Origin of the sequence: Clostridium sp. chh4-2 (genome assembly GCF_002899675.1) — a bacterium.
Lineage (GTDB): Bacteria > Bacillota > Clostridia > Lachnospirales > Lachnospiraceae > CHH4-2.
The window spans coordinates 80,302-101,687 of record NZ_PKUU01000027.1; the positions used below are offsets into that span (position 1 = coordinate 80,302).

Consider the following 21,386-nt stretch of genomic DNA (forward strand, 5'->3'; position numbering starts at 1 on the left):
ATGAAAATAATGGAGTTCATGAAAACTGCAGATCATAAAGCGGGCAGGAACTCACTGCAGAAACCACAGGTTTTCTGTAATAGGTAAGAAGGGAGAATTCCCATGAAAAGGAATTACGGAATCTGGTATGTGATTGCAGCCATCCTTGTGATCGGTGTAACTACAACCAATTATACCAATAGATTTGTAAAAAGCCAGCAGGCTCAAGTGACTGCCACGACTGCTTCCAATCAGGAAGCAGTCACTTTGTCTGGCCAGATGAACGAGACGGATGAAAAAGAAACGGCGGCAGAAGAAACGGCCGCAGCGAGAATTGCAGAGGCGGCTGCTCCGGTGCCTGCGGCTGCCAATGTACAGACGGAACCGGAGACCATCATATCGCCGGCAGAAACCAGAGCTGAGACAAGACCGGATACGGCACCCAAAAGGGAAGATGAAACGAAAGCGGAAGCCAGGATTTATGCTTTGGTGGAAGAGACGGAAGCGTCAAATTCTGCAGAAACGACGGGAACCGGAACAAAGACGTATGAGGCAAAACTGGCAGAGCTGGATGCGCAGATCAAACGTTTGTGCGATGAAGAAACCGACTCCAACACCAATTCCATCAGGGCCACTGCGGAGACGGAATTAAAGCTGTGGGACGGGGAATTGAATCTGATCTATAATACCATTATCGAAGATCTGGATGAGAACGAAAAAACGGAACTGATTAAGGAAGAGCGGGAATGGATGAAAGACCGGGACGCCTTAGCTGTGGCCGCGGCCAAAAAATCCGGCGGCGGAACCATGGAAGGATTGGAATATACGGCCTCACTTGCGGATTCTACCAGAAAAAGAGTTTATGAATTGGCGGCATCTTATAAAGATGTTCTTGATAATTAAAAACTCCTATGATAGGATAATAAGGATAGGTCAAATAAAAAAACAGAATTGATAGGAGGAGACACCATGGGTGCATTTGCGGCAAGTTTTATCGGATATTCAATTAAGTTTATTTTCTTTATTGCCATTGCTTATGGAGGAATTATTTGCGGCAAAAAATACAGAGACCATAAAGATGCCAATATTCAAAAATAAACATTAGATTACAGAATGTAAATAGCAGAGAGGTGTAAAAGTGAAGAAGTACGGTGTTAACGAACTGAGGAAGATGTTCCTGGAGTTTTTTGAAAGTAAGGGACATCTGGCTTTAAAAAGCTTTTCCTTGGTTCCGCATAATGATAACAGCTTGTTATTAATCAATTCAGGTATGGCTCCGTTAAAGCCATATTTTACAGGGCAGGAGATTCCGCCAAGAAAGAGAGTTACTACGTGTCAGAAGTGTATTCGTACCGGAGATATTGAAAACATCGGTAAGACTGCGCGTCATGGCACGTTCTTTGAGATGTTGGGAAATTTCTCTTTTGGAGATTATTTTAAACATGAAGCGATTGCGTGGTCATGGGAATTTTTAACAGAAGTAGTGGGTCTGGAAGCGGACCGTTTATATCCGTCCGTTTATCTGGATGACGACGAAGCGTTTGATATCTGGAATAAGGAGATCGGAATTCCGGCTGAGCGCATCTTCCGCTTCGGCAAGGAAGATAACTTCTGGGAGCACGGCGCAGGTCCATGCGGCCCTTGTTCCGAGATTTACTACGACCGCGGAGAAAAATATGGCTGTGGAAAACCTGACTGTACGGTAGGCTGTGAATGCGACCGCTATATCGAAGTGTGGAACAACGTATTTACTCAGTTTGAGAACGACGGACACGGCAATTATACGGAATTACAGCAGAAGAATATCGATACCGGAATGGGTCTGGAACGTCTGGCCGTTGTTGTGCAGGACGTGGACTCTTTATTTACGGTTGATACCAATAAGGCTCTTTTAGACGCTGTTTGTGAATTGGCACATACCACTTACCAGTCGGATGACAAGAAGGATATTTCCCTCCGTATCGTTGCGGATCACGTGAAATCCTGTACATTTATGATTTCCGACGGAATTATGCCATCCAATGAAGGCAGAGGCTATGTTCTCCGCCGTCTGATCAGACGTGCGGCCCGCCACGGAAGGCTTTTGGGAATCGAAGGCAGATTTATGCCGGATTTAAGCAAGGTGGTAATCGAACTCTCCAAAGACGGATATCCGGAACTGGAAGAGAAGAAGGCGATGATCTTAAAGGTGCTTGCAGAAGAAGAAGAGAAGTTTAACAAGACCATTGACCAGGGCCTTGCAATTCTCGGCGATATGGAAGAAGAGATGATCGCTAAGAAAGAAACGGTTCTTTCCGGAGCTGATGCATTTAAATTATATGATACCTACGGATTCCCGCTGGATCTGACCATTGAGATTCTGGAGGAGAAATCTTTATCCGTTGATGAAGAAGGATTCCAGACCGCTATGAAGGCCCAGAGAGAAAAAGCCCGTGCGGCGAGAAAAACAACCAACTATATGGGCGCGGATGTTACTGTATACCAGTCCATCGATGCTGCGGTTACGACCAAATTCGTCGGATATGACCGCCTCGTTCACGATTCCAAAATCACGGTATTGACCAGTGAGACGGATCTTGTGGAAGCTTTGACAGACGGAGAAGTCGGTACGATCATCGTGGAAGAGACTCCGTTCTACGGCACCATGGGCGGCCAGCAGGCCGATATCGGCGTGATTGTAAGCCCTAAGGGAGAGTTTAAAGTGGAGGATACCATTCATCTTCAGGGCGGTAAAGTTGGACATGTTGGAAAGATGACAAAGGGCATGTTCCAGGTTGGGGATGAAGTAACCCTGAAAGTCTGTGAAGAGAACCGTTTATCCACAGGCAAAAACCACAGCGCAACCCATCTGCTTCAAAAGGCTTTGAGAACTGTTTTAGGAGAGCATGTGGAGCAGGCCGGTTCTTATGTGGATGCGGACAGGCTTCGTTTTGACTTCACCCATTTTTCCGCTATGACTCCTGAGGAGATCAAACAGGTGGAAGATCTGGTTAATAAAGAGATTCAAGCAGCGCTTCCTGTCATTACCCAGGAGATGAGCCTGGATGAAGCGAAAAAGTCAGGCGCTATGGCGCTGTTCGGCGAGAAATACGGTGACAAAGTCCGCGTAGTTAAGATGGGAGATTTCTCCACAGAGCTTTGCGGCGGTACCCATATCGCCAATACAAACGTGATCTCAGCCTTTAAGATCATATCGGAAGCGGGTATTGCGGCAGGTGTGCGCCGTATTGAAGCGCTGACCGGAGACGGACTGATGCATTATTACCAGCAGACAGAAGCCGAGCTTCATGAAGCCGCTAAGGCAGCTAAGACAACTCCGGCAGATTTAAAGAACAAGATTGAAGCCATGCTGGAGGAAATTAAAGCCCTTCATTCCGAAAACGAGAAGCTGAAGAGCAAACTGGCAAACGACTCTTTAGGAGACGTGTCCGACCAGGTGAAAGAGGTGAACGGCGTTAAAGTCCTTGCAACCAAGGTTGCGGATGTGGATATGAACGGCCTCAGAAATCTTGGCGACCAGTTAAAGAACAAGCTGGGTGAAGGTGTGATCGTCATCGCATCCGTTCAGGACGGCAAAGTGAACCTTATGGCAACTGCCACAGATGAAGCCCAGAAGAAAGGCGCCCATGCAGGAAACCTGATTAAAGCGATCGCCGGCCTTGTTGGCGGCGGCGGCGGCGGACGTCCGAACATGGCTCAGGCCGGCGGAAAGAACCCGGCGGGCGTTGATGACGCGTTAACGAAAGTTTTTGAGGTAGTTTCTGAACAAATTTCAAAATAATAGTTGACGAATAAAGAATTTATGCTATAATCATTACAGTGCTATAAAAAATACCCAAACAGTTGTATTTACGCACAAGTACACAACTGGAGGGAGGTTAGGTGTGAGCTATGTCAAACGTAATTGTTAAAGATAACGAAACATTAGACAGCGCTTTACGCAGATTCAAAAGAAACTGTGCTAAGGCTGGTATTCAGCAGGAAATTCGTAAAAGAGAGCATTACGAAAAACCAAGCGTAAGACGTAAAAAGAAGTCTGAAGCTGCTAGAAAACGTAAATTTAATTAATTTATTTAGTAAAAAAATCCTCGGTCAGATGACTGAGGATTTTTTCGATTCTGATATAAGCAGGAAAGCGCTGCCGCACCGGAACAGATTCTCAAACTGCGGTTAAAAAATTATGATATAAAGACAAAAGAATGCATAAGATATAATAAATACCATATGAGGATCGTTATGTTTGAAAATTCAAAAATAGCTGTGGCCACTGCGCTGAATCTGCCCAAAGATGTGGTCTTAGGCGAGGTACTGGTGTCATTTGTGGGCCGTCACTGCGTTGTAATTGAAAATTACCGGAAGATTCTGATCTATACGGATACTCTGGTGAAACTCCAGGCTAAAAACTGCAAGGTGATCATCAATGGGAAACGGCTGATGATCGAATACTATACGGATGATGAGATGAAGATTACCGGGCTGCTGCAGTCGGTGGAGTTTGAAGGATTATGACGAGAGGTTGGGTGATGGAATATGCCTGCATGGTTTTTACATCTGTGGTATGGGTACCTTCTGGTGCAGCTTCGGGGATTTTCGCCTGAGCGTTTTCTGAATCTGTGCAGCGCCAACCGCATTGAAATCTGGGATCTGGAGTACCGGGACGGCGGATATCAGTTCTACATAACCGTAAAAGGGTATCGCGCAGTGAAGCCGCTGGTGAAGAAATCGAAGGTCAGACTCAGAATCGTGGAGAAGTTTGGACTTCCTTTTTTTTTATACCGCAACCGGAAACGAAAATTATATTTTACAGGGATTGCCAGCTTTTTTCTGATCCTCTATCTGATGTCATTGTTTGTCTGGGACATTCAGTTTGAAGGAAACCGGATGTATACCTATGAGACGCTGACGGATTTTCTGGAATCGGAAGACATCACATTCGGCATGCGAAAATCCCTGATTGACTGCGATGCGCTGGAAGAAGAGATTCGTCTGGCATTTCCTGAAATCACCTGGGTTTCGGCCCGTGTATCAGGAACCCGTCTTTTGGTTAAGATAAAAGAAAATGAAGTGCTTTCCTCCATTCCACAAAAGGATACTTCGCCCTGCGACATTGTGGCAGCCAAGGATGGAGTGATCACCAGCATGATTGTGCGCCAGGGAACTCCTGTGGCGGCCATCGGGGATCAGGTGGAGAAAGGCCAGGTTCTTGTCAAAGGCGAGGTGGAGATCAAAAATGACAGCGAGGAAGTTGTAAATGTCCACTATGTCCATGCGGATGCGGATATCATGGCAAAAACGGAATATCAGGTGACAAACACATTTCCCAGAATGCATACGGTAGTGACGGAAACCGGTAAGGTCAGACAGGGGCGTTATCTGAAAGCATTTCAATATTCCGCACTGTTTATTCTTCCGTCCAACGGGGAAAATCCGTGGAAAATGGTGATGGAAGAGGAACAGCTGAAACTGTTTCAGAATTTTTACCTGCCCATCTACTTAGGAAAAATAAAGGCGAAAGAGTATATTACATATGAATGTTTATATACAAAAGAGGAGGAAAATGACAAAGGAACGCGGATTCACCAGGAATTTGTAAAAAATTTATTGGAAAAAGGGGTACAAATTATTGAAAATAATGTTAAAATACAAGATGATGGATCAAATTGTGCAGTAAACAGCTATGTGCTCGCGGTGGAAGCGATCGGCGAGCAGCAGACGATTCAGGAAGAGCAAATGAAAACAGAGGAGATTATAGAACCAGATGAGCGTAATTGAGACAATCATTGATATTCCGGTGGAGCATGAAAGGAATGTCTGCGGACAGTTTGATGCCTACCTAAAGAAAATTGAGAGAACTCTTCATGTTACTATGATTGCCAGAGACGGTGCGTTAAAGATCATCGGCCCGGATCAGACAATTCAAAAAGCAAAAAGCGTTTTCAATAATCTGATCGAGCTTTCCAAACGTGGAAACGTGATAACAGAGCAGAATGTGGATTATGCCCTGTCCCTTTCTTTTTCAGAAAGCGATCATCAGATTCTGGAAATCGATAAAGATATTATCTGCCGAACGATAAATGGAAAACCTGTTAAGCCGAAAACCATGGGGCAAAAGCATTATGTGGATCTGATCCGCAAGAAGATGATCGTGTTCGGCATCGGCCCGGCTGGTACGGGCAAGACCTATCTGGCTATGGCAATGGCGATACAAGCCTTTAAAGACGGCCAGGTGAACCGGATCATCCTGACAAGACCCGCGATCGAAGCCGGGGAAAAGCTGGGATTTCTGCCGGGCGACCTGCAGAGCAAGATCGACCCTTATCTCAGGCCGTTATATGACGCCCTGTATCAGATCATGGGAGCGGAGAGCTTTCTTCATAACTCGGAAAAGGGATTGATTGAAGTGGCGCCGTTGGCCTATATGAGAGGGCGTACTTTGGATAATGCCTATATCATCCTGGATGAAGCCCAGAATACGACTCCGGCCCAGATGAAGATGTTTTTAACCAGAATCGGTTTCGGTTCCAAGGTCATCATCACCGGAGACCAGACGCAGAAGGATCTGCCGTCGGGAGCCGCTTCCGGATTGGATACCGCGGTTAAGATCCTGAGCAGGATCGACGATATCGGCATCTGCAACCTGACCAGCAGCGACGTGGTACGTCATCCGCTGGTACAGAAGATTGTGCAGGCATATGATGATTACGAGAAAAAGAGTAAAAGCGGTGAACGGATCAGGAGAAACCGCGATAAATAAAGGGTGGGCATATGACAATTAATATAGAGTACGAAGCAGAAAAAGAATTGGGAATTCCTTATAAGGAGATTATTGAAAACGTGGTGCTGGAATCCTTGGACTACGTGGAATGTCCTTATGAGGCGGAGGTTAATGTTATCATAACGGATAATCAGGAGATCCGGGCGATCAACAAAGAACACAGACAGATTGACGCGCCTACGGATGTGCTGTCATTTCCGTTGGTGGATTATGAAACCCCTGCCGATTTTGACCATGTGGAAGATTATGTGGAAGACTATTTTGACCCCGATACAGGAGAACTGCTGTTAGGCGATATCGTTGTCTCTGTGGATAAGGTGGAAGAACAGGCTGAAAAATACGGCCATTCAACCACAAGAGAGCTGGCCTTTTTAATCGCTCACAGCATGCTTCATTTATGCGGTTATGACCATATGGATGATGACGAGCGCTTAGAGATGGAGGCAAAGCAGAGCGAGATTCTGGAACGCAGGGGGTATAGCAGATGAGAAAGGGAAATGTGCTGTTAAAAAGGGCATTGCCTGTATATTTATGTATAGCTGCGCTTTTGTCTGTCAGCGGATGCCAGAAAAAGTATTCCGAGGTATCCATGACAGAGCCTTCCATAGAGACGGCCACGGAGACCTCGGAAGAGATCGTTCTGGACTTAGAGACAGTGGCGGAGACCGAGGAGGAATTGGAAACCGAGCCGGAGGAGAGAATTGAAGTTGACGGGAAGATTAAGAGCTATCTGACCGGGGAGATGGTGGATGTGGCCCAGGCCAACCGAAGGCCCATAGCGATCATGATGAGCAATGATAAGGCCGCCCTCCCTCAATACGGAATCAACCGGGCCGGTGTGGTCTATGAAGCTCCGGTAGAGGGTGAGATGAACCGGTATATGGCCATTATTGAGAATTATGATGATCTGGACCGGATCGGCTCTGTGAGAAGCTGCAGAACTTACTATACATATTTTGCCAGGGAATTTGATGCCATTTATGCGCATTTCGGGCAAAGTACCTTTGCAAAGCCATATTTAAAAAATGTGGATAACATCAATGGAATAGACGGCATCGGCGATACCGCATTTTACCGGTCCAAGGATAAGTCTATGCCTCATAACGCCTATGCCAGCGCCACAAGGCTGCAGTCTGCCATTGAAAAGCTGGGATACAGCCAGCAGTATGATGAAAGCTATAAAGGACATTATAAATTTGCCAGCAATGGAGACCAAATCCAATTGGAGAATTCTTTGGATGCGTATAAAGTGTATCCGGGCTATCCGATGAACAAGCCCTGGTTTTCCTACAATGAGGAAGACGGGCTGTATTACCGGTTCCAGTATGGGGCGGCCCACAACGGAAGCGAAGGCCAGATTGCGGTGAAGAATATCATTTTTCAATATTGTCCTACCGGCAGATATGCCACTACGGAATATCTCAATATCAATGTACATGCCAACGAGTATGGATATTATATAACCAATGGGAAAGCCATACCGGTTACCTGGAAAAAGGATGGGGAATTCGGCGTAACCCACTATTACGATACAGAAGGAAATGAAATTGTGCTGAACCAGGGCAAGACCTGGATCTGCATCATACAAACCAGCGCATTTTCTAAGACGGAGATTCATGGAAAAGAATAATCAGAAACGTACACGAAAAAAAGGAACAAACTTTGTTGTCCAGGGGGCAATTCTTGCGGCGGCAGGGATTATCGTCAGGCTGATCGGCATGTTTTACCGCATACCGTTAACCAACATAATCGGGGACAAGGGGAATGGATATTATACATCGGCTTACAGCATATATTCCATCATGCTGATCGTATCCTCTTACAGCCTTCCGGTGGCTGTTTCCAAGATGGTTGCGGCCAGACTTGAGATGAAGCAGTACAAGAATTCCATAAGGATTTTAAAGGCATCCCTTTTTTATGCAACGGTTGTAGGCAGTCTTGCCGCCGCGGCTCTTTGGTTTGGGGCGGACTTTTTTGCCAATGCGATCAAAATGCCTTTCAGCTCCTATGCCATAAGAACCCTTGCGCCGACCATATGGATTATGGCCTATCTGGGTGTCCTGAGAGGATATTTCCAGGGACACGGCACCATGGTTCCCACGGCTATATCCCAGATCTTTGAACAGATTGTCAATGCGGTGGTCAGCATTATGGCTGCAAGCTATCTGTTTGCACAGGGATTAAAATCCAACGCTGTTTTTGATGAAACCCAGTTTTCCTATGCGTTTGGCGCTGCGGGAGGGACCATTGGTACGGGAGCGGGCGCATTTATTGCCCTTTTATTCATTTTGTTTTTAATCTTCACTTACCGTCCTGTTATGAGGCGGCAGGCCAGGAAGGACAAGACCACCAGGCTGGAAACGTATGGGGAAATCTCCTATGTGCTGGGCCTTACGGTTCTTCCCATTGTCATCAGCAGCGCGATCTATAATGTTGGCGCGGTTGTGGACAACTATATATTCGGCAATGCCATGTCTTTTATGGGAAAAGGCGACGAAATCGCTACCGCCTGGGGCGTCTATATGGGCAAATATCATCTGCTCTTTAACATTCCGGTGGCGATTGCGAACTCTCTGTCCTCTTCTTTGATTCCATCTCTTTCCAGAGCATATGCGGCAAAGGACCGGGCTCTTATTAAGGACCGCGTCGCAATCGTTATCCGTTTCTCCATGATTGTGGCAATTCCATCTACGGTAGGCCTGACAATTCTGGCGGCGCCGATCTGCAACCTGTTGTTCAGGGGAAATAATGCGGAGCTGATTAAGATGACCATGACCGGCTCTCTTGCAGTCGTGTTCTTTTCCTTATCGACGGTGAGCAACGGAGTGCTTCAGGGGATTAACCGGATGAATGTGCCGATCCGCAATGCGCTGATCTCCCTGATCGTTCATGTGATCATGCTCAGCGGCATGATGTACGGATTTAAGATGGGAATCTACAGCGTGGTAATTACCAATATTGTATTCGCTTTCCTGATGTGCATGTTAAACGCCAGATCCATACGGAGATATTTAAGGTACAGGCAGGAGATACGGAAAACCTTTGTGCTTCCCACCATATCGGCGGCCCTGATGGGAGCTGCGGCTTACGGCACATACCGTTTGGTATACCGGCTCTGCTCCAACAATTTAACCGGCCTGATGGCGGCGATTATGATAGCGGTTATCGTATACGGCGTATTATTAATTAAAATCGGCTGTGTGGACGAGGTGGAACTCTACGGCATGCCGGGCGGCAGAAAGCTCGTGAGAGTGGCTCATAAACTGCATTTGCTTTAATCGGTTTAAAATGACAAAAAAGGCAGATACTATACTTAAAGGAGGAATACCTTTATGAAAAAGTATGGTATCTGTTTATTTTTGCTTTTATTGACCAGCATGGTATGTTTGTTTACCGGTTTTTTTGTTACGAGAAATAAAGTGCGCCAGGAAGAGGCGATTCCCAACGTCACCATTGAGACGGAAACGGTGACAGAAGACCGCGTCGTTGTGAACCAGAAAAAGGTGGAGCCGGTAGTCAGCACAGAAGAAACTTCTCCGGCAAAACGTTATTATCTGGTGTGTGAAGACGGATTCCTTCTGGTATTTTGCGAGGACAAGGCCACGGTCTGCCTTTACACCCATATGCCGATCAGCGATTTTCCGCAGACGGAACAGGATAAGCTGAGAGAGGGAATCTGGTTTGAAACGATGATCGAAGTATTCAATTACCTGGAATCCTATACCAGTTAAATGATCGGAAAATATCACTTGAAAAGAACACGCAAACTGTATACAATAATAGCTGACTGTATTACAACAGAGAAAGAGAACTGCCTCATACGGCGGTGGAAATGAGGGTTTAATGAAGCGTTCGGTGGTTGTGGTCGGAGGCGGGGCTTCCGGGCTGACAGCGGCGGTTTGGGCGGCCAGAAGCGGGGCTGCGGTGACCGTGTTGGAACATATGGACCGTGTGGGAAAAAAGATTTTATCCACAGGAAACGGAAGATGTAATCTGACAAATTTATATATGACAAACGAGTGTTTCCGGTGCGGACAGCCGGAATTTCCCATGAAGGTTATAGAAGGCTTTGATGTGGATGCGACTCTGAGCTTTTTTAAAGGGCTTGGAATCCTGCCGAAAGACCGGCAGGGGTATGTATATCCCAATTCGGATCAGGCGGCCTCTGTGCTGGACGTACTGCGTTCAGAAACGGCTCACAGGAATGTTAACGTTGTCTGCGGATGCCGGATTCAACAGATCAAAAAGAAAAAAGACGGATTTGAGCTGGTCACATCCGAAGGAATATACCGGGCGGATGCCCTTATTCTGGCCACAGGTTCAAAGGCGGCACCCGTTACCGGCTCAGATGGAAGCGGATATGAATTGGCGGCCGGATTAGGGCACCGCATTATCAAACCTCTGCCCGCATTGGTGCAGCTTCGCTGTGAAGGCAAATTGTTCAAACAACTGGCCGGAGTCAGGGCGGATGTTGAACTCTGTCTGTTGGCGGACGGAAAACCGGTCGCCCGGGATAAAGGGGAACTGCAGCTGACTGACTATGGAATTTCAGGAATTCCCACTTTTCAGATAAGCCGTTTTGCGGCGGTTTCCTTAGACAGAAAAAAGAAGGTTTCTGTGGTCATCGATTTTCTTCCGTCCATGTCTTATGAAGAGACAATGGATTATTTGAGAAAACGGGTGAAACAGATGAATTATAAGAAATGTGAGGAGCTTTTGACCGGGGTTCTGAATAAGAAACTGGCGTCTGCGCTGATGAAGCAGTCAGGGATCAGCGGGGAGAGTAAAGTTTCTTCCGTTTCAGAGGAACAAGTGAAAAACCTTACGGATCAGATTAAGAAATTTACGGTGAAGGTGACTTCCACCAACCCGTTTGAAAACGCCCAGATTTGCTGCGGAGGCGTGGATACCAAAGAAATAGATGTAAAGACCATGGAGTCAAAGCTTGTGAAGGGGCTTTATATCGCAGGAGAGCTGCTGGATGTGGATGGAATCTGCGGCGGCTATAATCTGCAGTTTGCCTGGTCAAGCGGAGCCTTAGCGGGTATCCATGCGGCAAAAGGGATGAATAAAGTGTAAGAACCAGAATGAGAGGTAGAAAATGATTCGTATCAATCAGTTAAAGTTACCGGTGGATCACGGAAAGGACCAGCTGCTTAGCAAGGCTGCCAAGGCGTTAAAGATTCCGGCCGATCAGATAAAGAGCATCCATATTGTGAAACAGTCCGTAGATGCCAGAAAGAAACCGGATATCTGTTTCAGCTACGTTGTGGATGTGGAGACTGCAAAGGAAAGCGAAGTTGTACATAAGGTGAAAAATGCCAACGTCATGCTGGTAAAGGAAAAGGCATATGAATTTCCGCAGCCGGGGGAACAAGAGCTTAAAACGCCTCCTGTGATCGTGGGATGCGGCCCTGCGGGGCTTTTCTGCGGATTGATGCTGGCAAGAGCCGGCTATTGCCCTGTGCTTTTGGAACGGGGAGAGGATGTGGATTCCAGAAAACGGAAGGTTTCTGATTTTTGGCTGAATGGCATATTGGACACGGAATCCAACGTGCAGTTTGGAGAGGGCGGAGCCGGAACATTTTCAGACGGCAAGCTGAATACGCTGGTGAAAGATCCGGTTAAGAGAAATCAGAAGGTTCTGGAGATACTGGCGGAGTTTGGAGCTGATCCGGCGATTCTCTATCAGAATAAACCGCATATCGGAACCGATGTGTTAAGCGGGATTGTGAAGAATATCAGGACAGAGATCATCCGATTGGGTGGAAGCGTTCATTTTTTAAGCTGTGTGACTGATTTTAAGCTGGAAAACGGACGTTTGAGAGAGATTACGGTTAATGGAAAGGAATGCAGAAAGGTGGATGCGCTGGTTCTGGCCATCGGCCACAGCGCAAGGGACACATTTGAGATCCTGTATGGGAAAAATGTGCCCATGCAGCAGAAATCCTTTGCCGTAGGTCTCAGAATCCAGCATCCTCAAAAAATGATCAACCTGTCCCAATATGGCACGGAACGGTATAATGAGATTCTGGGGGCGGCCAGCTATAAGCTGACAAAGCAGACCTCAGGCGGCAGAGGCGTTTATTCCTTCTGCATGTGTCCGGGCGGCTACGTGGTGGACGCCTCTTCCGAACCGGGGCGGCTGGCTGTCAACGGAATGAGCGATCACGCCCGGGACGGCTTAAATGCCAACAGCGCGCTGATCGTGACGGTCACACCGGAGGATTTTCCCAATCAGGCGGCGCTGGCAGGAGTGGAATATCAGAGAAATTTAGAATCCCTGGCCTACCAATACGGCGGCGGTAAAATCCCGGTTCAGCTGTATGGGGATTTTAAAGCGGGCAGGGAATCGATAAGCTTTGGAGATGTGGCTCCGGAATTAAAGGGGCGCTACCAGTTTGCCAATTTAAGGGAAATGCTTCCTTCCTATCTTTCAGAGGCTCTGATCGAAGGGGTGGACGGCTTTGAATCCATGATCAAAGGATTTGCCAGACATGACGCGATATTTGCGGGAATTGAAAGCAGGACTTCTTCTCCGGTGCGTATTGAGCGGAACTCGGAATTTGAAAGTGAGATAAAGGGAATCTTCCCGTGCGGAGAGGGAGCCGGATATGCAGGCGGAATCACATCGGCTGCCATGGACGGCATCAAGATTGCCGAGGAAATCACAAGACGCTACAAGCCGTTAAAGTAAATTGACGGATGGTAAAATATGGTGTAAGATATGACAAAATGCAGTAACTGTACAGTAGGTCTGCGCATTTACAAAATACGTTTATCAATGATACAGCTGTGGGAAAGGAAACAGCGGAAATCGAGGAGAGTATGTTGACAGAAGAAAGAGTGAAACTAAGGGACAAAAAGAGAGTAGTAATTAAGATCGGTTCTTCTTCCCTCACCCATGTGGAAACAGGGGATTTGAACCTTATGAAGATAGAAAAGCTGATTCGTGTTATTTCCGACATGAAGGGACAGGGAAAGGAAGTTGTTCTGGTATCTTCCGGAGCAATTGCCGCCGGACGACAGGCGTTAGGCCATCATCAGAAGCCCACCAGCATTTCCCAGAAACAGGCATTTGCCGCAGTCGGCCAGGCCAGGCTGATGATGGTATATCAGAAGCTGTTTGCCGAATACAATCAGACGGCCGCCCAGGTCCTGATGACCAAAGATACCATGGTAAATGACGCTTCCAGATACAATGCCCAGAATACCTTTGAAGAGCTGTTAAAGATGGGAGCGATACCGATTGTAAATGAAAACGATACGGTTTCCACGTCGGAAATCCCTCTGGTGGACAACTTCGGAGATAATGACCGGCTTTCAGCCATCGTTGCGGCGCTGATCGGGGCGGATCTTCTCATCCTGCTCTCTGATATAGACGGCCTTTATTCCGACGACCCTCACGCCAACCCGGACGCCAAGTTTATCGATATCGTCTCCGAGATCACACCCCAGCTGATGTCCATGGGAAAATCCACGTCGGGAAGCGATGTGGGAACCGGCGGAATGGCAGCTAAACTGGTGGCCGCCCGGATTGCAACAGACGGAGGCTCCGATATGGTCATCGCTAATGGAGATGATGTGGAGGTTATCTGTCAGATTATGGAAGGGCAGGATAAGGGAACTTTATTCATGGCCCATAATAATCTGGATTTTGATTTGATGCACTATATTAACAACGAATACTAGGAGGTATCTATGAACCAGGAAAAGATCGACCGAATCAATACACTGTATCATAAAGCCAAGGCTACCGGCCTCAGCGAAGAGGAAAAGGCGGAGCAGGCGGCTTTAAGAAAAGAATACATCGAAGCCATCCGTCACAATATGCGGGCGAATTTAAACAATATTTCCATTAAGGAAAAGGATGGAACCGTGACGGATTTAGGGAAAAAATATGGAAATATCAAAGAAGTCTAAGGCTGAAATCCGCAGCTTTATCCGTGAAAAGCGCAAAAATATCAGTCCTGAGGAAGAAGCCAGGCAGAACGATATTATCTTTAAGCGGTTATCGGAGAACCGGGTGCTTTCAGACGCTTCCTGCGTCTACTGCTATATGGATTTCAGGCATGAGGCCGGAACCGGAAAGATTATGGAGTTTCTCCGTGAAAAGGGCATCAGGACTGCTGTTCCCAGAGTGGAAGGGGACAGAATCTTATTTTATTATGTTCATTCGCCGGAAGATCTGATAAAAGGATGTATGGGAATCATGGAACCGGGACCCGGGTGTGAACCGGCCAGGGAACTGCACGCTCCGGTTATTGTGCCGGGGGTGGCGTTTGACAGGGCGATGAACAGGCTGGGATACGGCGGCGGTTATTATGACCGTTTTTTCGAACTGGAACCGGATCATTATAAGATCGGAATCGGCTTTGATTTCCAGATGGTCTCCGCCTTGCCGACGGAACCATTTGACAGGAAAATGGATGAGATTATAATTCCGTAATTGTTCATTACCCTCACAATTACGAGCAAAAATCCACAATAAGTTAAGAGAGGAGCGGATGTATGGAATTAATCGAGATAGGAAAAAATGCAAAGAATGTCTCCAGATGTCTGAATGTGCTGGGACAGACGGAAAAGAATAACGGGCTTTGCCAGGTGGCGGCCGCACTGATGGATGGGCAGGAAGAGATTTTGGCGGCCAATCAGAAGGATATGGAACGAGCTGTGAAAAACGGCATGAGCCAGGGGCTTTTAGACCGCCTTGCCCTCAGTGAGTCCAGGATTAAAGGGATGGCGGACGGCCTTTTAGAGGTGGTTTCCCTGGAAGATCCGGTAGGAGAGGTTATTTCCATGAAACAGCGCCCCAATGGGCTTATCATCGGTCAGAAGCGGGTTCCTTTGGGCGTTATCGGAATTATCTATGAAGCGCGTCCGAATGTGACGGCGGATGCCTTCGGGCTCTGCTTTAAAACCGGCAATGCGGTGATCTTAAAGGGCGGAAGTGATGCCATTGAATCGAATAAAGCCATTGTGAAATGGATCAGAAACGGGCTGGAACGGGCTGGACTTCCGGCCGATGCGGTTCAGCTGATTGAAGATACCAACCGGGAGACAACCAAGGCATTTATGCGGCTGAATCAGTATGTGGATGTTCTGATTCCGCGTGGAGGCGCAGGGCTGATCCGGACCGTGGTGGAAAACAGCACAATTCCGGTAATCGAAACAGGAACGGGAAACTGCCATATATTTGTGGACGAATCGGCTGATTTTGATATGGCTCTGAACATTATTTATAATGCCAAGACTCAGAGAATCGGCGTGTGCAATGCCTGTGAATCTCTGCTGGTACATAGAAAGATCGCAGAGCGTTTTCTGCCGCTTTTGAAAGCGAGACTGGATGAAAAGAATGTGGAAGTGCGGGCGGACGAGGATGCCTGCAGGATTGTGCCGGAGTTTAAATTGGCAGCAGAAGAGGATTGGGGAACGGAATATCTGGATTATATTCTTTCTCTGAAACTTGTGGATAACGTGCAGGAAGCCATTGACCATATCAACAAGTATAACACAAAGCATTCAGAATCCATTATCACATCGGACTACAATCATTCTCAGAAGTTTTTAAATGAGGTGGATGCGGCCGCAGTTTACGTCAACGCATCCACCCGGTTTACAGACGGCTTTGAATTCGGGTTCGGAGCCGAAATCGGAATCAGCACTCAGAAGCTCCATGCGAGAGGGCCAATGGGGCTGAAGGAGCTTACGACTACAAAATATATTATCTATGGTCAGGGGCAGGTAAGACCATAGAATTCGTCAAATAAGCTTTGAAACTTTTTTTCGGATAGTATTTCATGGGTCAGGAATTTTCCCTGATAAAAAAGACTGTAGGTTGTGAACGGACAAGGCGCCGTTTGCGCTTGGGCGGCGGATTCCAGGTGAACGGTACGAAAGGGAATTTGCCTGGAATGAGCTGCTGATTCGATCAGGGGAACGTATTTGGCTGTGAACGGGCATTGGCTTGTGTAGTAGAGGACAAAGCCGTCGGAGCCATTCCTATCAGTTTCCGGCGTTTTTATGTGAGGGCGGAACTGGGGAATCGAGCTGTTTTCGGTGAAGGGGAGATACATAAGCTCGTAACAGGGATCGGCTGTATCCGCAGTCTGAAATCCTTTATAGCGCAGGTATTTGGGATCGGAAAGAAAGGGGAGTTTCTTCTTCGAGGAGAGAACGGCAAGCCCCTTTCTGCCTTTTTCTTTGCTGTCCTGAATGCAGGCCTCTAAAAGCCGGCTGGAATAGCCATGACCTTTAAACTGACCGGATACCCACAGGCAGTTGATATACATGTATCCGTCGGCCCGGATGGGAGCCCAGGCGTTTTCAGCCGGGATATATTCGATGAAGCATTTTCCCCGGACATTGCCTTTCTTAAATACAAGACCTTCTTTCAGCTGTTGGGACATCCAGGCCTTTTTTGAAGATACCTGACAGTCTTTCTTGGATGCGATTGCACAGCAAATATGTTCTTCTTCTAAATTTTCCTCTGTGATTGTTATAATTTCCATGTTAATCTCCATTTCCGGATATTATTTAATTTGGTATAATACTGAGATTATATCATTTATAAGGTGACAAGAGTGTGTCATATTATGATTCCATAAGGACAGTTTTTAGCTTTTCCACTTCTTTTATCAGGTTTTCTTTTACGAACTGCGGTTCGATGATTTTAACGGAGGAACCGAAGGAGAGAAGAAAGCTGTAAAGCCAGCTGTCATCCGGCAGATCAACGGTGACTGTATAGGAACCATCGCTGTTTTGCGTCACATTCTGCATATCAAATTCGTCATAAACACGGTAAGCCGCACTGCTGGAAAAATTCAGGGTCAGATGAACCAGCCCGGATGGCAGGCTGTATAAAACGACCGGAGGCGGAACCAGATCCTGTCCGGCAAATGAATCCGTTAAAACGTTCAATGACAGAATCCGGTTGATCTTAAACGTTCTGTAATCTTCTCTCAGACAGCAGTAAGCCTGCAGATACCAGGCTTTTGATTTAAATACCAGTTTGAGCGGATATGCGGTTCTGGCAGTTATTTCACCACAGGAATTGGGATAGGTGAATGAGACTGCCAGCTTTTTTATAATCGCGCTTTTAAGCGTTTCAAATTTTTCTTTGTCCGGTTTCGTATTACCCCATCGGGAAAAATCCACTTCAATCCAGTTGGTATCCATTTTATCAAATAAGACCTGCAGCTTGGAGATGATATCCGTCACTTCTATATGTTCCGTGGAACCCAAGCTTTGCAGGGCAAATAAGATATGATTTTGTTCTTCATCTGAAATGGCGGCCTTGTTTAAGATAAAGTTATCCAAAATGGAAATACCTCCGCCTTTTCCCGGAGTCGTATAAACCGGTATTCCTGATTGGGACAGGGTTTCAATATCCCTCAGAATCGTTCGTCTGGAGACCTCGAAATAATCAGCCAGTTCTTTGGCCGTTGTCATTTTCTGATTCAGAAGTATATACACAATTTCAAAAAGCCGGTTAATCTGCATGTGTTTTCCTCTTTTTGCTTTTTATTATAGCATGGAAAGATGACATCAGCATGTCATATTAAGTCTTGGTTTTCAATTATTATAATGACTTTAGTGGAAATGTTTTATCAGAAGACAAAAATTCATGATAGAGTCCAAAGATTTCTTGATAAAAATTCAGATGACGAAGCCTGGGCAGGGTATGAATGGATACGCCTGCCCGGGTTTTATTCGAAGTCGTTTTTAAGAAGCTTGATATAGGAGCCGAGCACCTTATAGAAGGAATCAATTTCCTCCATGGTGCAGTCCTTTAGAAGATCGTTCAGCGTTTTTGAAATGTCGATCGTATTATAAAGTCTGTGTGCCTGACTCAGCCTGCGGCCGTCTTCCGTGGGATAGAGCAGTACGGTTTTGGCATTCTGTTCTGTTTTATGACGGGATACCAGGCCTTTATTAACAAGGCGTGTTACGGTCTGGGAAAGCGCCCCTTTTGTCTTGTTCCAGTATTTTGCGAGCTCGGTCACGGTGGTTCCCGGATTTTCTTCAATATAGGTCAGGGTATGGGCCTCAATCATGGTCACCATATGTCCGGTGCCATAATCGTGTTCAGACATGATATAGCTGTTATAAAGCATAACGAACTGGTAAACGTAATTGATCCGGTCATTGAGTATGCGGAAGGTTTCATCCAGCCGTTTTGAGTCCTCAGATTCTTTTCTCATATTGCATCCTCCTACAGCCCCTATTATGGCATAAATTAAAATAAAGATCAATGATAGGAGCCAACAGCAATAATGAGGAGAGAGTGCAATCGATCGAAAAATGGCAGGACACGATAAGAGATATCAGTGTACATTGTGCATAATATAGTTTGTACATAATGTTGGATATTGTTTAGCGATTAAACCATAATTGGTAGAAATGCCAATGAAAGGTAGGGTACATCTATCGAATGGTTTAATAGTTAAACAATATTTCGACGACAGAAGGGCAGAAATTATGGAGATAAAGGACTTTTGTAATCGGTATTATACAGATGGAAAAGGTACCAATTGTTTGAAATGGGATGATTTGGATGTACAGTTTGACGATCAGGATCTGGTAGTTGGAACGGAAGAAGGCAGACAAATACTTAATTTTGAAACAGTATTTGTCTGTCTTTTTCCGTTTCTGACGTCCTTAGTACCTCTTAGGTCTGAAACTCCAATCCCCCGGTCATCATCAGTTTTTACGCCTGCTCAGGTTACCCTTCTTTCCAGCGTACCCTAGTTAGTTAAATAAAGATTTACAATCTATTGGTGATTAGTTAGCGGCAGTTACATGGAGGTTTTAGTTGTTTGTGGCATTTACAAGGGCAGCATGGTTTTATATGGCATAACGGGCAAGGGCATGTGTTACAAGGTGGTTCCGGAGGGTACGGTGGCTGTGGCGGGCAAGGCGGTTCCGGAGGGTATGGCGGCTGTGGCGGGCAAGGCGGTTCCGGAGGGTATGGTGGGTACGGCGGTTCCGGAGGATATGGTGGATACGGCGGATATGGCGGCCACGGATGCTCTGGTGGATAAGGAGGCATAGGCGGATATGGCCAGCTTGGAGGATACATACAAAAGAATGGAGGGAAGCCGATCATATTGGAACCAAATCCTAGGTTATTGTTGTTATTATCGTTATTATTATTGTTGTTATTATTATTGTTATTATTGTTGGTTGTGTGAATGCTGATTCCATTCTCTTTTTTATGCTTTTCATAGGAAGAAGTCTGATTTGCAACGCAAATACAGATTTCGGCTTTTTCGGTAACGTCAACGTCCACAAATGATGAGCCGATTGGCTGATAATCAAGCGCTGTGCTCGTGGCGCCCATAGTGATGACTCTGGTGATTTTACCGGATACAGAGGCGTTTAGCTGGAAGCACATGCAGGTTTTGGATTTCTTAACTGCGATATAGAATTCCTGTCCGATTCCGGGAGCAGCAATAGGATTACCGCAGAAATCCATGAAGCTGACCGTGGACTCTTCTTCACAACTGCAGAGAGACGTCAGCGTAATGACGGGCCGTTCTGTCAAATTGGACTGAAGGCGGAAGGGGCCGATCAGAAGGCGGCCGCATATGGTGCGGACTTCATCCGGACATCCTTTAAAAATCAGATAAGTTTTGCTGGGATCGGAGGGAATAACGCCTTTATTGCAGCAGCTGATGGACTCTAATCCGCAGCGGTTTGGACAGGCGGCAGAGGCTGGGGGCAATGAAGCGGCATTTGACACTGTGTCCGCGTAGTTACCGGCCATAGCCAGCAGGTTCATGACTGCTGCCCGCATTTTGGCGGATTTCGGATGTGGATCTCCGGTAGCACAGTCATTAAAGTATACTTCATCCGGAGCGATCTGTCCCAGCAAAACCCATATTGCTACCTGAACGGCAGCATATGCATCATTATCATCCAAAACAGGAGCGGAAGAAGCGTCTACACCAACCAGCGCAAACGTCTGTACTGCGGTGAGATTGGGATAGGCGTTGGCTAAAAGCCAGGCCAGCATATTTTTCTGACGGCTATCAGCGGCGGGAAATAAGGATTCAAAGGAATTGCTTTGATAAGGAACATCGCCATAAGGGCCGTCTTTAAATTTGTCGAGACAGTATGCTTGTTTTGTGATGCCAAGGGCCGTCAAAGTAAATTGAAAGATCTGATTATGATCAGCCCGGTTTAACACATAACGGGATGCGGAGGTGGAATCCAAACTGCAGTAGCTTTCTACATTTTCATTTCCGGTAGCGGTTCCTGTGATATCGGTACCGTCGTAAATGTCGAACGGTTTTGTATAGGGCGTGTCTGGCGGCTGGGATGCCAATGCGCCGGCGAATGGATTTTTATTATTAACAGAGGCTTGTGCCTTGTCTGAATCGGCCATAGATTAATACTCCTAAATTGCTTGTTTAATATAGAATATGCTGGTCCTGAAAGTGTGTTACAGACAATTGGACAAAATGCCCTTACAAAGCAAGTTATGCATAACAGTTTGGCCTTCCGATGCCTGTGCCGGCTCCGGCTGTTTCCATGGTCTTTCCAGTTCCAGTTTCGGGCATAAGCACTTCTAAACGTGCAGAATTGCTAATACCCTGCAAAGTCACAGGAAAGACCATGGAAACAGCCG

At 46.5% G+C, this 21,386-nt stretch carries 22 protein-coding genes; 18 read left to right on the forward strand and 4 right to left on the reverse strand.

Features of this window, described 5'->3' with window-relative positions:
- Positions 1 to 102: 102 nt before the first annotated feature.
- From C0033_RS22745 to C0033_RS22820, 17 genes are all read left to right on the forward strand, one after another.
- Entirely contained in the window at positions 103 to 882 is a 780-nt protein-coding gene (locus C0033_RS22745) for a lysozyme inhibitor LprI family protein (RefSeq protein ID WP_103230213.1), read from the forward strand.
- A 66-nt stretch (positions 883 to 948) separates the two neighbouring features.
- Entirely contained in the window at positions 949 to 1,077 is a 129-nt protein-coding gene (locus tag C0033_RS27705; RefSeq protein ID WP_278320774.1) for a hypothetical protein, read from the forward strand.
- A 73-nt stretch (positions 1,078 to 1,150) separates the two neighbouring features.
- Positions 1,151 to 3,760, forward strand: a complete 2,610-nt coding sequence (gene alaS, locus C0033_RS22750) for an alanine--tRNA ligase (protein WP_242984580.1) — start codon at positions 1,151 to 1,153, stop codon at positions 3,758 to 3,760.
- 110 nt (positions 3,761 to 3,870) lie between these two features.
- Positions 3,871 to 4,047 carry a 30S ribosomal protein S21 gene (gene rpsU / locus C0033_RS22755; protein ID WP_004613829.1) on the forward strand — a complete coding sequence of 59 codons (177 nt, stop codon included), beginning with the start codon at positions 3,871 to 3,873 and terminating at the stop codon, positions 4,045 to 4,047.
- 168 nt (positions 4,048 to 4,215) lie between these two features.
- The gene (locus C0033_RS22760) at positions 4,216 to 4,488 is read left to right on the forward strand and encodes a YabP/YqfC family sporulation protein (protein ID WP_103230215.1); all 273 of its coding nucleotides are present in this window, start codon (positions 4,216 to 4,218) and stop codon (positions 4,486 to 4,488) included.
- Positions 4,489 to 4,509: 21 nt separating this feature from the next.
- Positions 4,510 to 5,751 carry a sporulation protein YqfD gene (gene yqfD / locus C0033_RS22765; RefSeq protein ID WP_103230216.1) on the forward strand — a complete coding sequence of 414 codons (1,242 nt, stop codon included), beginning with the start codon at positions 4,510 to 4,512 and terminating at the stop codon, positions 5,749 to 5,751.
- Entirely contained in the window at positions 5,738 to 6,733 is a 996-nt protein-coding gene (locus tag C0033_RS22770) for a PhoH family protein (protein ID WP_103230217.1), read from the forward strand. Before yqfD ends, C0033_RS22770 begins: the two co-directional genes overlap by 14 nt.
- Before the next feature lie 11 nt (positions 6,734 to 6,744).
- Positions 6,745 to 7,242: an rRNA maturation RNase YbeY gene (ybeY, locus tag C0033_RS22775; protein ID WP_103230218.1), complete on the forward strand. Its 498-nt coding sequence runs from the start codon at positions 6,745 to 6,747 to the stop codon at positions 7,240 to 7,242.
- On the forward strand, positions 7,239 to 8,384 hold the full coding sequence (locus C0033_RS22780) for a DUF3048 domain-containing protein (protein WP_103230219.1): 1,146 nt from the start codon (positions 7,239 to 7,241) through the stop codon (positions 8,382 to 8,384). Before ybeY ends, C0033_RS22780 begins: the two co-directional genes overlap by 4 nt.
- Positions 8,371 to 10,032, forward strand: a complete 1,662-nt coding sequence (locus tag C0033_RS22785) for a polysaccharide biosynthesis protein (protein WP_103230220.1) — start codon at positions 8,371 to 8,373, stop codon at positions 10,030 to 10,032. Before C0033_RS22780 ends, C0033_RS22785 begins: the two co-directional genes overlap by 14 nt.
- Before the next feature lie 54 nt (positions 10,033 to 10,086).
- Positions 10,087 to 10,485, forward strand: a complete 399-nt coding sequence (locus C0033_RS22790; protein WP_103230221.1) for a hypothetical protein — start codon at positions 10,087 to 10,089, stop codon at positions 10,483 to 10,485.
- Positions 10,486 to 10,537: 52 nt separating this feature from the next.
- Positions 10,538 to 11,833: an NAD(P)/FAD-dependent oxidoreductase gene (locus tag C0033_RS22795; RefSeq protein ID WP_278320775.1), complete on the forward strand. Its 1,296-nt coding sequence runs from the start codon at positions 10,538 to 10,540 to the stop codon at positions 11,831 to 11,833.
- Between the two features lie 22 nt (positions 11,834 to 11,855).
- Positions 11,856 to 13,451: an FAD-dependent protein gene (locus C0033_RS22800; protein ID WP_103230223.1), complete on the forward strand. Its 1,596-nt coding sequence runs from the start codon at positions 11,856 to 11,858 to the stop codon at positions 13,449 to 13,451.
- A gap of 131 nt (positions 13,452 to 13,582) precedes the next feature.
- Complete coding sequence (gene proB, locus C0033_RS22805) at positions 13,583 to 14,446, forward strand: glutamate 5-kinase (protein WP_103230224.1); 864 nt, start codon at positions 13,583 to 13,585, stop codon at positions 14,444 to 14,446.
- 9 nt (positions 14,447 to 14,455) lie between these two features.
- Positions 14,456 to 14,677 (forward strand): DUF896 domain-containing protein, encoded by a 222-nt coding sequence (locus C0033_RS22810; RefSeq protein ID WP_103230225.1) that lies wholly within the window; start codon positions 14,456 to 14,458, stop codon positions 14,675 to 14,677.
- A complete protein-coding gene (locus C0033_RS22815) occupies positions 14,655 to 15,203 on the forward strand; it encodes a 5-formyltetrahydrofolate cyclo-ligase (RefSeq protein ID WP_103230226.1) in 549 nt (182 codons plus the stop codon). Before C0033_RS22810 ends, C0033_RS22815 begins: the two co-directional genes overlap by 23 nt.
- 62 nt (positions 15,204 to 15,265) lie before the next feature.
- Positions 15,266 to 16,510, forward strand: a complete 1,245-nt coding sequence (locus tag C0033_RS22820; protein WP_103230227.1) for a glutamate-5-semialdehyde dehydrogenase — start codon at positions 15,266 to 15,268, stop codon at positions 16,508 to 16,510.
- Here the strand turns inward: C0033_RS22820 and C0033_RS22825 are convergent.
- From C0033_RS22825 to C0033_RS22835, 3 genes are all read right to left on the reverse strand, one after another.
- Positions 16,489 to 17,265 (reverse strand): N-acetyltransferase, encoded by a 777-nt coding sequence (locus tag C0033_RS22825; protein ID WP_103230228.1) that lies wholly within the window; start codon positions 17,263 to 17,265, stop codon positions 16,489 to 16,491. The genes C0033_RS22820 and C0033_RS22825 overlap by 22 nt on opposite strands.
- An 82-nt stretch (positions 17,266 to 17,347) precedes the next feature.
- On the reverse strand, positions 17,348 to 18,256 hold the full coding sequence (locus C0033_RS22830) for a YafY family protein (protein WP_103230229.1): 909 nt from the start codon (positions 18,254 to 18,256) through the stop codon (positions 17,348 to 17,350).
- A 206-nt stretch (positions 18,257 to 18,462) separates the two neighbouring features.
- Positions 18,463 to 18,957 (reverse strand): MarR family transcriptional regulator, encoded by a 495-nt coding sequence (locus C0033_RS22835; protein WP_103230230.1) that lies wholly within the window; start codon positions 18,955 to 18,957, stop codon positions 18,463 to 18,465.
- A 277-nt stretch (positions 18,958 to 19,234) separates the two neighbouring features.
- On the opposite strand from C0033_RS22835, the gene C0033_RS22840 reads away from it, so the two are divergent.
- Positions 19,235 to 19,504: a hypothetical protein gene (locus C0033_RS22840; protein WP_103230231.1), complete on the forward strand. Its 270-nt coding sequence runs from the start codon at positions 19,235 to 19,237 to the stop codon at positions 19,502 to 19,504.
- Between the two features lie 37 nt (positions 19,505 to 19,541).
- Here the strand turns inward: C0033_RS22840 and C0033_RS27215 are convergent, their stop codons facing one another.
- Positions 19,542 to 21,143, reverse strand: a complete 1,602-nt coding sequence (locus C0033_RS27215; protein ID WP_180994865.1) for a thioester domain-containing protein — start codon at positions 21,141 to 21,143, stop codon at positions 19,542 to 19,544.
- Between the last annotated feature and the right edge of the window lie 243 nt (positions 21,144 to 21,386).